The sequence below is a fragment of the Dyella sp. AtDHG13 genome (assembly GCF_003201105.1).
Classification (GTDB): Bacteria; Pseudomonadota; Gammaproteobacteria; order Xanthomonadales; family Rhodanobacteraceae; genus Dyella; species Dyella jiangningensis_B.
The window spans coordinates 47600-60272 of sequence record NZ_QICJ01000015.1 but is presented as its reverse complement, the minus strand read 5'-3'; the positions used below and the strand labels follow the sequence as shown (position 1 = coordinate 60272).

Sequence of the window (12673 nt, the reverse complement as noted above, 5' to 3'; positions counted from 1 at the left end):
CACCCAGGTGTATGAAATTTCAGTCTAATCGAGGGGTTTCCGTACCCGCCAGCATGGACCAGCAAATAATTGTCGCACCCCTTTGAGGCCGCGAAGTTAATGTGCTGTAGCGCCCAGCGGCGCGCCCTCCCCGTTGTGTGAAGATGGGGCCGCCGTGACAATCATGCAATGACCGCGCCTACCGTCGTATTGCAACTGGATCACACCACCCGACATCGGGCGGGACGCCCGGCCGTCGCCGATCTCAGTCTGACCCTGGACGCGGGTCAGGTGCTGGGTTTGCTGGGGGTGAACGGCGCGGGCAAGAGCACCACGCTGGCCATGATCGCAGGGGCGCTGATACCGGACGGCGGCGCCATCCGGCTGAACGGAAGGGACTTCCTGGAACATCCGGAACTGGCGCGCCGCGCCATCGGCTGGCTGCCGGAACGTGCCCCGCTGTGGCCGGAATTGACCGTGCTGGAACATCTGGACGCGCACGGTCGCCTGCGCGGCATCCACGGCGCGGCACTGGCGAAGGCGCGCCAGCGCATCGTCGAACGCCTGGAACTGGGCACGCTGTCGCGTCGGCTGGCCGGCGTGCTCTCGCAAGGGCAGCGCCAGCGGCTGGGCCTGGCCTGCGCACTGCTGCACGAACCCTCGCTGCTGGTGCTGGACGAGCCCGCCAACGCGCTGGACCCGGTGCAGGTCGCGGCGCTGCGCGGGGTGATCCGCGAACAGGCGGCCGCGGGCACCGCGGTAATTCTTTCCACGCACCTGCTGGCGGAGGTCACCGCGGCCTGCGATCGCGTGGCGATCCTGCACGAGGGGCAGCTGCGCTACGACGGCCCCATCACCGACGACGACCACAAGATGCTGGAACAGACCTTCTTCGATATCGCCATGCGCGGGGCGCAGGCCGCATGAGCGTATTCGCCGTGACGCGGCTGGAGCTGCGCCGCCTGTTCGTGCGTCCGCTGGCCTGGGTGCTCGCCGCCCTGACGGTGGCGCAGCTGGCCGGCCGCTTCATGCTGCTGGTGCAGATCTTCGCCACCCATCAGATCGCGTGGGCTGCCCAGCCCGCCGGGCCGGGTTATACCGACATCGTCGCCGTGCCGATGCTCAGCAGCATCCTCACCAGCGGCATCCTGCCCATGCTGCCCTTCGGCCTGGCCGAGCTGGCCCTCGTGGTGGTGCCGCTGCTTACCATGTCCACGCTGGCCGGCGAGCGCAGCCACGGCACCTTGCCGCTGTGGTTCGCCATGGGGCAATCGCCGTTCGACATGGTGATGGGCAAGTTCCTCGCGCTGCTGGTGTGGCTGGCGCTCTGGCTGCTGCTGGTGCTGGCCATGCCGCTCAGCCTGGCCCATGGCATGACGCTGGACTGGGGCAAGCTCGCCGCCGCCGCACTGGGCCTGCTGCTGATGCTGGCGGCGCTGTGCGCCATCGGCATCGCCTGCTCGGCCTACGCCTCGCATCCCGCCATCGCCGCCGCGGCCAGCCTGATGCTGGGGCTGGCCCTGGTCAGCCTGAATGTCGGCGCCCTGATGGCCGGCGTCGACAACGGTTTCGTCAACTGGCTCGCGATGAGCACGCATCTGGATTCGCTGATCCGCGGCCTCGTCTCCAGCGCGGACGTCGCATGGTTTCTGCTGGTGATCGCGGTGGCGCTGATACTTGCCACGCAGCGGCTGGGCGCGGAACGGGGGCGCGGCTGATGACACGCACGTTCCGACGACTCCATGGCTGGTTGTTCGCCCTGCTGGTGCTCGCCTGCGCGGGCGCCATCGGCTATTTCTCCGCACGCTACGACCATGTAGCCGACTGGACCTACGGCGGCCGCGCCTCGCTGCCGGCCGAATCGCTCGCCGTGCTCAAGGCGCTCGACGGGCCGGTCGACATCGTCAGCTACGCCAATCCGCAGGGCGACGTGCGCAGCAACATCGCCGCCTTCCTGCAGCGCTACCAGCGCGCCAAGCCCGACCTCAGCCTGCGTTTCGTCGATCCGCAGCAGGACCCGGCGGCGATGCGCGAGCTCGGCATCACCACCAACGGCATGCTGATCCTGCATTACCGGGGACACGAGCAACGCCTCGATGCGCTGGACAACCGCAGCCTCACCAATGCGCTCAAGCGCCTCTTGCGCGGCGCCGACCGCATCGTCGCCTTCGTTTCCGGCGATGGCGAACGCAGCCCTTCCGACGGCGGCAACGCCGACCTGGGCCTGTTCGTCGCGCAGATGCAGGACAGCGGCATACGCGCGGTGCCGCTCAACTTCGCGCAGGTCGCCAGCGTGCCGATGCACACGGATCTCGTGGTGCTGGCCAGTCCGCAGCACGCGCTGTCGTACGGCGCGGTCAAGGCGCTCACCGACTACGTGACCGAAGGCGGCAACCTGCTGTGGCTCACCGAGCCGACCAACGACGACCTGCACCTGATGCCGCTGGCGGATGCGCTGGGCCTGCACCTGTTGCCGGGCGTGCTGGTCGACGGCCAGGGCACGGCGATCGGGCTGAACGATCCGCGCGTGCTCGCGCTGGGCGATTATCCGGAGCAGGCGATCACGCATGGCTTCCGCCTCAACACGCAGTTCCAGCAGGTTTCCGCGCTGGCGCTCGCCTCGCAGACGGCGTGGCATGCCGTGCCGTTCCTGCGTTCGAGCCCGCAGAGCTGGACCGAATTCAAGCCGATCAGCAACACCGGCACCTCCACCATCCGCTTCGATGCCAGCGCGGGCGAACTGAAGGGCCCGCTGGATTTCGGCTTCGCGCTCTCCCGTCTCTCGCCCAGTCCCGACAAGGCCGAGCAGCGCGCGGTGGTGATCGGCGACGGCGACTTCCTCTCCAACGCTTACCTCGGCACCGACGGTAACCGCGAGCTGGGACGCCGCGTGTTCGACTGGCTGCTGGGCGACGACGTGCTGGTCAACCTGCCGCAGGCGACGGGCGCGCCGGATCGTCGCCTAAACATGACACTGGCCCAGTTGAGCACGGTGTCGTTCGGCTTCCTGGTGGTCGTGCCGCTGCTGTTGCTGATCGCCGGCGGCTGGATCGCCTGGCGTCGTCGCCGCGCATGAAGCGCTCCACGCGCCAACTGGCCGGGCTCGGTGCGTGCGCCCTGGTCCTGATCGCCGCCGCCGGCTGGCAATGGGGGCGCGATGCAGCCGCGGCGCCGGGAACATTGCTGCCGCTCGATCCTTCCGCCATCTCGCGCATCGAGCTCGTCATCGGCCAGGGCGCGCCATCGCACTACGCGCGGCGTGACGGCCACTGGTGGCGCATCGACGGCACGCCCACGCGCGCGGACGACGGCCGGCTGGGCGAACTGGCCGACACGGCCAGCGCCGCCGTTCTGAACTGGCGTCCCGCCAGCGATTTCGACCCGGCCCGCATCGGGCTGGCCGCACCCGTCGCCGTGCTCACACTGGACGGCCAGCGGCTGGAATTCGGCGAAACATCGGTCACCGGGCCGCAGCGCTACGTGCGTGTCGGCGACCGCATCGCGCTGATTTCCCTGCGCTATACGCCGCGCGCGCCGGCGTCGGACAGCCATGCGGTGAACGCCGGCATGACCCGCTGAAGCGTTGCGGGCACGCGCGAACGCCAACGCCCTGCCTTCACCTTATTCTTCGCCCGGCAGCGTACCTTGCACCGACGCGTGGACTCCCCATATGGAATCCAACCCTCCACAGGAGCGAGCAGATGAGCAAGCAGGCGATCGGCGTCGTAGGCATGGCAGTGATGGGCAGCAACCTTGCCCTCAATATCGAAAGTCGCGGCCACGCCGTGTCGATCTACAACCGGCATCGCGACCGTACGGATGAGGTCGTTGCGCAGAATCCCGGCAAGCGCCTGGCGCCCACCTACACGCTCGAGGAATTCGTCGACTCGCTGGAAAAGCCGCGCAGGATCCTGCTGATGGTGAAGGCCGGCGAACCCACCGACGCCACGCTGGCGCAGCTGAAGCCGCTGCTCGACAAGGGCGACATCGTCATCGACGGCGGCAACACGTTCTTCAAGGACACCATGCGCCGCGAAAGCGAGATGAGCGCGGCCGGCCTGCACTTCATCGGCACCGGTGTATCCGGCGGCGAGGAAGGCGCGCTGCACGGCCCGTCCATCATGCCGGGCGGTCCGCGCGAAGCGTATGACCTGGTGGCGCCCATCCTCACCGAAATCGCCGCACGCGCACCCGACGGCGAACCCTGCGTGGCCTACATGGGTCCGAACGGCGCCGGCCATTACGTGAAGATGGTGCACAACGGCATCGAGTACGGCGACATGCAGCTCATCGCGGAAAGCTATGCCGTGCTGCGCGACGTGCTCGGCCTGTCCAACGAGGAACTCGCCGAGGTCTACGCGGACTGGAACAAGGGCGAGCTCGACAGCTACCTCATCAGCATCACAGCCGACATCTTCACCAAGAAGGACAAGGACACCGGCAAGGCGATGGTCGACATCATCCTCGACCGTGCCGCGCAGAAGGGTACCGGCAAGTGGACCAGCCAGAGCGCGCTGGACCTTGGCGTGCCGCTGCCGCTGATCACCGAATCGGTATTCGCGCGCCTGCTGTCCGCGCTGAAGGACGAACGCGTCGCTGCCAGCAAGGTACTGAAGGGTCCGGCACCCCATAAGTTCGACGGCGACCGCAAGGCCTTCATCGAATCCGTGCGCCGCGCGCTGTACCTGAGCAAGATCGTCTCCTACGCCCAGGGCTTCGCACAGCTGCGCGCCGCATCCGACGAATACCAGTGGAACCTGCCCTACGGCACCATCGCGCGCATCTTCCGCGCCGGCTGCATCATCCGCGCGCGCTTCCTGCAGAAGATCACCGACGCGTACGAGCGCGACCCGCAAGTGAGGAACCTGCTGCTCGACCCGTACTTCCGCGATATCGCCGCCGAATACCAGGGCGCGCTGCGCGAGGTGGTCGCCGCCGCGGTAAAGGCCGGCGTAGCGGTTCCGTGCTTCTCCTCTGCCATCGCGTACTACGACGGCTACCGCTCGGAACAACTGCCGGCGAATCTGCTGCAGGCGCAGCGCGACTACTTCGGCGCACACACCTTCGAGCGCGTGGACAAGCCCGGCAGTTTCCATAACGACTGGAGCTGAGGCGGCGACAAGCGTCGCCATCGACACGACGCGGTCGCGCGAAATAGCGCGGCCGCATTTTCCATCGAGATCCGCAGTGCCCGAACTCCCCGAAGTCGAAACCACCCGCCGAGGCATCGCCCCGCACCTGATCGGCCGTCGCGTCACCGCCGTGACCCTGCGCCGCCCCGACCTGCGCTGGCCGATTCCGCCGGAGATCAGCACGCAGCTGCCGGGACAGCGCATCGTCGATGTCGAGCGACGCGCGAAATACCTGTTGCTGCACACCTCCATCGGCAGCGCCCTGCTCCACCTCGGCATGACCGGCGTGCTGCGCGTGCTTCCACCGGATGCGCTGGTCGGCAAGCACGATCACGTGGACATCGCCCTGGAGCCCACTGCGACTGAAGGCCCGCGCGTACTGCGCTTCACCGACGCCCGCCGCTTCGGCTGCCTGCTGTGGCAGCCGGCCGGCGAAACCCACGAACTGCTCGCCGACCTCGGCCCCGAACCCCTCACCGATGATTTCGATGGCGACCTGCTGTGGAAACTCTCGCGCGGCCGCACCGCCGCGGTGAAGCTGTTTCTGATGGACAACGCCATCGTGGTCGGCGTCGGCAACATCTACGCCAGCGAAGCCCTGTTCGCCGCCGGCATCGACCCACGCAAGCCCGCAGGTTCGATCTCACGCGCGCGCTACGCGCGACTGGCCGCCGAGGTGAAACGCATCCTGGCCTGGGCCATCGAACGCGGCGGCACCACCTTGCGCGACTTCATCAACCCCGATGGCGCACCGGGGTACTTCTTTCGCGAGCTGCAGGTGTATGGGCGCGAGGATGAGCCGTGCCGGGTGTGCGGCACGCCGGTGCGGCAGGTGGTGCTCGGGCAGCGGTCGACGTTTTGGTGTCCGAGGTGTCAGAGGTAATTGGGTTGATGGGATTTGGCGTGAGTGACACCGGAACGCGCTTTCCTTGCTGATTTGTGAGTGCGGCATCTCCCGCTTTGCGATGCAAGCGCCAATCACATCGATTGCGCCCAGCTTGGTTTTCATAACCTGGCCTTATCGCTCATGCTTTCATCGTCATTCCTGCGAAGACAGGAGGCGCTCCGCGCCTGCCGCGACGCGATGTGCCGCGCAGCGGCACGAGCCGTCGGCTCATGCTCTTGATCTTCCGGGCCCCGTATGAGGCGGCGGACGGGTGGAGGAATAGCCCGAAGGGTGGCTCGCAGGGATGCGAGCCAGTTTGTCGTCAGGGCAGGATGCCCTGTCGACAAACCCCGCAGCCCGTCCGCGAACCTATCGGGCTTCAGCCCGATAGGCGCCGATTCCGGGGGGCCCTTCTCTTTGGTTACTTTCTCTTGGGCAAGCAAGAGAAAGTAACCCGGCCTCCGGCAGGAGGTCGGAACGCCCGCCGCGTAGGCGGCCAGGTCGCTGAAACGCTGGTAAGAGCCGATCAACCTCTACGCGACAACCGAGCATAAAGTCGCTGGATGACTCGCTTCGCTCGCCCCTTCGGGGCCGCCCTACGGGCGTTCTGCGCGCTTCGCGCTTGTCCTGCCTCCGCAGGGATGACGGCTAAAGAATGAAGCGGTGAGGCGAGCACCCGGCGCTCATCACCGCAAAGGTGGCAATGCCACCATAAAGGCGGAAATGCCCCAACCCTCTCCCCAAAGGAGAGAGGACCCAACATCACTCCGGCCAGCGAAACTCAACAAACGTATTGTTGAACTCCGCATCCTCCACCCCACCCCCCAACGCGGCGACAAACGTCATCCCGTCCGCCTCCAACTCCTGCCCCTCCTCGAAGCGCGCACCCAGCGCCTCCAGTTCCACCAGCCGCTCGCACAGCATGCCCGCCCGATCGCTGTCGGCTTCCGGCACGTTGCGGATGCTGATGTCGGGGCGGCCGAATTTGCGCATGCCGCGCGTGTGCACCCAGTAGTGGCCTTGCTTCTCTTCCGCGTCGCGGAGGATCAGCAGGTGGTTGCGGATGGGCGCGCCATCGCGCACGACAAACTGGCGGCGCCAAGTGTCGGCGTCGTAAAGGTTGAGCGTCTGCGGATCGAGGATGGCCACGCCGCCCACGTCGAGCAGCGCGGCGAGCACGCCCAGGGTGTCGCGCAGGTAGCCGGTGTCGGCGCTGTCGGGAAGACGGCCGCGAATCACCAGCACTTCGGGCGCATCGAGGGCCTGCCGGTAGGCTTCCGGCGAGTCGTCCTTGAACATGCGGCCGACGCTGCCCTTGAGCGGATAGCCTTCCCACTGGCGCAACTGGGTGTGGTTGTGGCTGGTCAGTTCCACGCCTTCGGGCAGGCCTTCGCTACCGTAATCCAGCGAGGGAGCGCGTCCGGACTGGAATTTGCCGAACACGAAGAACTGCAGCAGGATCTCTTCGTTGCTCGATTGCCAGTGCGGGCGTTGCCAGGCGGGAAAGGGGATCTTGGTCATACCGGTCCTTAGGTGAGTGGAAGAGGCTCAGTGCCCCTCGCCCAGCGGCAGCACGGGCTGCTGCAGTTCTATCCTGCCGTGCCCTTCCGTAATGTTCTTGAACTCGGCGCGGCTCACGGAGACATAGCGGTCGTTGCCGCCGATCTCAACCTGGGGACCTTCGGTGACCGCGCGGCCCTGTTCATCCACGCGCACCACCATGGTGGCCTTGCGGCCGGTATGGCAGATGGTCTTGATTTCCTCGAGGTTGTCCGCCCAGGCCAGCAGGTAGCGGCTGCCCTCGAACAGCTCGCCGCGGAAATCCGTGCGCAGGCCGAAGGCCAGCACCGGGATGTTGAGCTTGTCCACCACGTCACTGAGCTGCCACACCTGGGCCTTGCTCAGGAATTGCGCCTCGTCCACGAACACGCAATGCAGGGGGCCGCGCGCGGCCATGTCCGCCTGCACCAGCGCCAGCAGATCCTCTTCCGCGCCGAAGCGGCGCGCGTTGGCCTTCAGGCCGATGCGCGAGGCCACCACGCCGTCGCCGTAGCGGTTGTCCAGCGCGGGCGTGAGGATGACCGTGCGCATGCCGCGCTCGTGGTAGTTGTAGGCGCTCTGCAGCAGCGTCGTGGTCTTGCCGGCATTCATTGCCGAGTAATAGAAGTACAGCTTGGCCATGGAATGTCCCGGTAACGAGCGCACATAGTACTGCGCGCGCCAACTCTGTTCCGACGATTATCCGCGCGGGCCGGTTCCGGCGGGCCCAGCCGCGGCGCTCACTCCTTGTCCAGCGGCGTCGTGCCTCCGGTGAACTGCGTGCGTGCCTGGGCGAGCCGGTAGCGCCGCTCCGCGTTCCAGCGCCGCCAGCCCAGCACCGCCATCACGTTGTATACGGCGCGGAAGGCAAGGATGCGCGACCACACCTTGAACGAGTCGAACACATCGCCGGCGAGCATGGAGATCACGCCCTGCTCGATCTGGAACACGTTGTTCGGCGACCAGAACAGCTCGCGCATGATCGGGCCGTTGAAGCGGTAGATGAAGAACGCGAAGCGACGCATGCCGCGGCGCTGCCGCCGTTCCAGGCGGCGCTGCAATGCTGCTTCGCGGCGCGGTTCGCGCAGCGCCGTGTCGACCACTTCCACTGCCTGCTCGGCGCCGCTCATCGCCAGGTAGACGCCGGAGGAGAACACCGGATCGAGAAAGGCGAACGCATCGCCCACCAGGATCCAGCCGGGGCCGCCCATGCGCGCGGAGTCGTAGGAGTAGTTGCCCGTCACGCGCACTTCGTTGTCGATCAGCTCGGCGTGCTCGATGCGCCGCCACAGGCCGGCGTTCTTCTTCAACGTCTCCCGCAGGAATTCCACGGTGCGGCCGCGTCGCTGCTTGAGGTAGTCCGGGCGGCACACCGCGCCGACGCTCATCACACCGTCGGGCAGCGGAATCATCCACATCCAGCCATGCTCGAAGCGGTAGATGCTTATGTTGCCCGCGTCCGCGCCCGGACGCCGCTCCGCGCCACGGAAATGCCCGAAGATCGCGGCGCTCTGATGTTCGGGGTTCTTGCGCTTGAGCTTGCGCTTGCCGGCGAGAAAGGCATCGCGACCGGACGCATCGACAACGTAGCGAGCGCGAATGGCGTATTGCCTGCCGTCATCCGTGGCGACCTGCACGCGCCAGTCGTGATGGCCCAGTTCTTCCACGCTGCGCACTTCCTGGCCTTCCCGCGCGTCGGCGCCCTGTTCGCGGGCGTGCTCGTAGAGCATGCGGTCGAAATCCTGGCGCCACACCTGGAAGGCATGCGGCGGGCTGCTGCCCAGCGCGCGCGAAAAATCGAAGGTGTTGTAGCCGCGTTCGTTGCCCGCCTCGAAATCCGCGCCAGGCTTGTAGACGCCCAGCGCCCGCACTTTTTCCATGACGCCCAGCCGCTCGAAGATCGGCAGGTTCATCGGCAATAGCGATTCGCCGATGTGGAAACGCGGGTGCCTGTCCTTTTCCAGGGCAATCACGCGATGGCCGCGCCGCGCCAGCAGCGTCGCCGCCGTGCTGCCGGCGGGGCCGCCACCGATGACGATCACGTCGCACTGCTCCGCGACGTCCGGGCTTGTCTCTACCATGCTGCATCCTTACGCATTGAAGAACGGGCACGGATTATGGCGGGCCGCGCCGCCTGATGGCGCAACCGGGCCGCGCGATTACGCGGGCGGTTGCGTCTCGCTGGCGGAAGGACGCACGGCCTGCAGCGGCCCCACCTCGACATTGCCCTGCAGCGGCCCCTTCAGCTGCCACTGGCGATCCTTCAGGCTGAGGTACTGGTCGGCGTTCCAGAGCGTGCTGCCGTAAAGGTCCTGGAGGTTGAACCGGTTGGCATCCAGGTCCAGATGCGCGCCGGAGGCGCGATCCAGGGTCATGAGCGAGCTGTAGGCGCCCGAGGCCATGCCGTTGCCGACGTAGCCGGCGTGGCTGCCCGTGATCCGGCGGCCGCCACGGCCGAGCTGAAGCGCCAGCCGCCGACGGCCTTGCTCGTCCGAATACTCGGCGTAGACCTCCTGTCCGATCTTCAGGGCTTCCTCGCGCTCGGCGTCGTTGAGGCGGCTCCAGTACAGCTCGCGCTGGACGATCAGGTCGCGGTAGCCGCGGTCGGCGGCGAGATCCATCCACGCATAGGCGCGCGGGCGATCGACATCCACGCCATCGCCGTTCCAGTACATGGCGGCGATCATCGCCTGCGAGGGCTTGTCCCCGTAGCGCGACGCCTCCAGCAGCATGCCCAGCGCGCGCTGCTTGCTGCCGCTGCGGTAGGCCTCAGTGCCCAGCTCCCGATAGCGTAGGTCCGGATGGGCCCAAACGATGTCGGGCTCGCTCAGCACCTGCTGCTGGCGCTCCAGCCTGGCCTTGTCCGCGGCAGTCAGCGGGGTCTGGCCTTCCTGGGCCCGTGCAAGGCAAGGCAGGCCGATCAGCAGGCCAAGGGAAACCACAAAGCATGCCGTCTTCGTCATATCACGCGCTCCCTGGTGATGTGGCGCCGCCTGCAAGGCTTGCCAGGGCCGGCGGCCGGGCCCCATCGCAAGAATATACGACACGCTCCGGCCGGGGTATCCGGCTCTGCTACCATCGTGCGCCGCCTTCGCCGACGCGTTTCCTATGCTCAACCCCCAACAATTGGCCGCCGTCGAACACTGCGACGGCCCGCTGCTGGTATTGGCTGGCGCAGGTTCTGGCAAGACCTCGGTGATCACGCAGAAGATCGCCTATCTCATCGCACGCAAGAAGCTCGCGCCCTCGCGCATCGCCGCCATCACCTTCACCAACAAGGCGGCGAAGGAAATGCGCGAGCGCGTGGCCAAGCTGATCAGCACCGAGGACGCCGCCGCGCTGACCGTGTGCACCTTCCACGCGCTGGGCCTGAAGTTCCTGCAGATGGAGCACGCGCGCGCGGGCCTGCGCAAGGGCTTTTCGGTACTCGACGCCGACGACAGCGAAGGCATCATCAAGGAGCTGGCGCCCAAGGGCATCAAGCCCGATGCGCTGTTCGCCATCCGCAACCTGGTCAGCCGCGCGAAGAACGCCGCGCTGTCGCCCGAGGAAGCCCTGGCCGCCGCGCGCAGCCCGCGCGAGCTCGATGCCGCGACCATCTACCAGCTCTACCAGCAGCGCCTGAACGCGTTCAACGCGGTGGACTTCGACGACCTGATCCGCCTGCCGCTGCGCATCCTGGAAACCGACGAGGAATGCCGCACCGTCTGGCGCGAGCGCCTGCGCTACCTGCTGGTGGACGAGTACCAGGACACCAACGACGCGCAGTACCGCCTGCTCAAGGCGCTGGCCGGCGAACGCGGCAGCTTCACCTGCGTGGGTGACGATGACCAGTCGATCTATGCGTGGCGTGGCGCGAACCCGGAGAACATCGACCAGCTCGGCAAGGACTGGCCGAACCTGCGCGTGATCAAGCTGGAACAGAACTACCGCTGCGGCAAGCGCATCCTGCGCGCCGCCAACAAGCTGATCGCCAACAATCCGCATCTTCATGAAAAGAAGCTGTGGAGCGAGCACCCGGAAGGCCCGCAGATCCGCGTGCTGGAATGCAAGGAAAACGAGCACGAGGCCGAGCGCGTGGCCGCCATCGCCGCCACGCTGGCCGAGAAACACAAGGCGCGCTGGCACGACATCGCCATCCTCTATCGCGGCAATTTCCAGGCGCGTCCGCTGGAAAAGGCGCTGCGCCTGGCGCGCGTGCCCTATCACCTGTCTGGCGCGCTGAGCTTTCTCGACCGCGCGGAAGTGAAAGACCTGCTGTGCTACCTGCGCCTGCTGACCAACCCCAGCGATGACGCGGCCTTCCTGCGCGTGGTGAACGTGCCCAAGCGCGAGATCGGCGCCACCACGCTGGAAAAGCTGGGCGAGATCGCGCAGACGCGTCACGCGCCCCTGCTGGAAGCCGCCCGCAGCGATGCAGTGCTACGCCAGCTGTCGCCGCGGCCGGCCTCGGCGCTGGCCTCCTTCACCCAGCTGATGGACGAGCTGCGCAGCGCGTCGCTGCACCAGAGCGCCGCCGATCTGGTGAACACCGTGCTCGAACGCACCGGCTACGCCGCCCAGATCGCCGCCAGCACCACCGATGCCACGCTGCGCGAGCGGCGCCTGGGCAACCTGCGCGAGCTCGCCGAGTGGTTCCGCGCCATGCAGCGCAACGACAACACCACCGGCGACCTTGCCGCCCAGCTCGCCCTGCTCACCCACGCCGACCGCGACGAACCCGGCAACGCCGTGCGCATGATGACCCTGCACGCGGCCAAGGGCCTGGAATTCCGCTTCGTCTTCATCGTCGGCTGCGAGGAAGGCACCCTGCCGCACGACGGCGCCATCGACGAAGGCCGCATCGATGAAGAACGCCGCCTCATGTACGTAGGCATCACCCGCGCCAAGGAAATGCTCACCCTGTCCTGGTCCGCCAAGACCAAGCGCTACGGCGAAGTGCACAGCAACCAGCCCAGCCGCTTCCTCCACGAACTGCCGCAGGACGACCTGCACTGGCAAGGCAAGGACCCGGACGCGGACAAGGAAGTGGTGCGCGAGACGGCGGAGTCGCACATGGCGAAGATCAAGGCGATGCTGGCGGGATAGCGCATTGGCGGCCTGCGGTTACTATCCGGTTTCGCGCGCCCTCCGCCAC

11 protein-coding genes are annotated in these 12673 nt (G+C 67.0%); 7 read left to right on the top strand and 4 right to left on the bottom strand.

Going from position 1 to position 12673, the window contains the following annotated elements; all coding sequences use genetic code 11:
* The first annotated feature begins 168 nt into the window (after positions 1–168).
* From BDW41_RS20495 to mutM, 6 genes are all read left to right on the top strand, one after another.
* Entirely contained in the window at positions 169–906 is a 738-nt protein-coding gene (locus BDW41_RS20495) for an ABC transporter ATP-binding protein (RefSeq protein ID WP_074551928.1), read from the top strand.
* The gene (locus tag BDW41_RS20490) at positions 903–1697 is read left to right on the top strand and encodes an ABC transporter permease subunit (protein ID WP_074551929.1); all 795 of its coding nucleotides are present in this window, start codon (positions 903–905) and stop codon (positions 1695–1697) included. Before BDW41_RS20495 ends, BDW41_RS20490 begins: the two co-directional genes overlap by 4 nt.
* The gene (locus BDW41_RS20485; RefSeq protein ID WP_074551930.1) at positions 1697–3055 is read left to right on the top strand and encodes a Gldg family protein; all 1359 of its coding nucleotides are present in this window, start codon (positions 1697–1699) and stop codon (positions 3053–3055) included. The genes BDW41_RS20490 and BDW41_RS20485 overlap by 1 nt, the downstream gene beginning before the upstream one ends.
* Positions 3052–3558, top strand: coding sequence for a hypothetical protein (locus tag BDW41_RS20480; protein ID WP_074551931.1), 507 nt, complete (start codon positions 3052–3054; stop codon positions 3556–3558). Before BDW41_RS20485 ends, BDW41_RS20480 begins: the two co-directional genes overlap by 4 nt.
* 122 nt (positions 3559–3680) lie before the next feature.
* Positions 3681–5090, top strand: a complete 1410-nt coding sequence (gene gndA, locus BDW41_RS20475; RefSeq protein WP_074551932.1) for an NADP-dependent phosphogluconate dehydrogenase — start codon at positions 3681–3683, stop codon at positions 5088–5090.
* A gap of 76 nt (positions 5091–5166) precedes the next feature.
* Positions 5167–5994 carry a bifunctional DNA-formamidopyrimidine glycosylase/DNA-(apurinic or apyrimidinic site) lyase gene (gene mutM / locus BDW41_RS20470; protein WP_074551933.1) on the top strand — a complete coding sequence of 276 codons (828 nt, stop codon included), beginning with the start codon at positions 5167–5169 and terminating at the stop codon, positions 5992–5994.
* Between the two features lie 765 nt (positions 5995–6759).
* Here the strand turns inward: mutM and BDW41_RS20465 are convergent.
* From BDW41_RS20465 to BDW41_RS20450, 4 genes are all read right to left on the bottom strand, one after another.
* Positions 6760–7518 (bottom strand): hypothetical protein, encoded by a 759-nt coding sequence (locus BDW41_RS20465; RefSeq protein ID WP_074551934.1) that lies wholly within the window; start codon positions 7516–7518, stop codon positions 6760–6762.
* Between the two features lie 27 nt (positions 7519–7545).
* Complete coding sequence (locus BDW41_RS20460; RefSeq protein WP_074551935.1) at positions 7546–8178, bottom strand: thymidine kinase; 633 nt, start codon at positions 8176–8178, stop codon at positions 7546–7548.
* Positions 8179–8276: 98 nt separating this feature from the next.
* Positions 8277–9617, bottom strand: a complete 1341-nt coding sequence (locus BDW41_RS20455) for an NAD(P)/FAD-dependent oxidoreductase (RefSeq protein ID WP_074551936.1) — start codon at positions 9615–9617, stop codon at positions 8277–8279.
* Positions 9618–9695: 78 nt separating this feature from the next.
* Positions 9696–10499: a sel1 repeat family protein gene (locus tag BDW41_RS20450; protein ID WP_074551937.1), complete on the bottom strand. Its 804-nt coding sequence runs from the start codon at positions 10497–10499 to the stop codon at positions 9696–9698.
* A gap of 145 nt (positions 10500–10644) precedes the next feature.
* Between BDW41_RS20450 and BDW41_RS20445 the strand changes: the two genes are divergently transcribed.
* Complete coding sequence (locus tag BDW41_RS20445; RefSeq protein WP_074551938.1) at positions 10645–12624, top strand: UvrD-helicase domain-containing protein; 1980 nt, start codon at positions 10645–10647, stop codon at positions 12622–12624.
* Positions 12625–12673 lie beyond the last annotated feature (49 nt).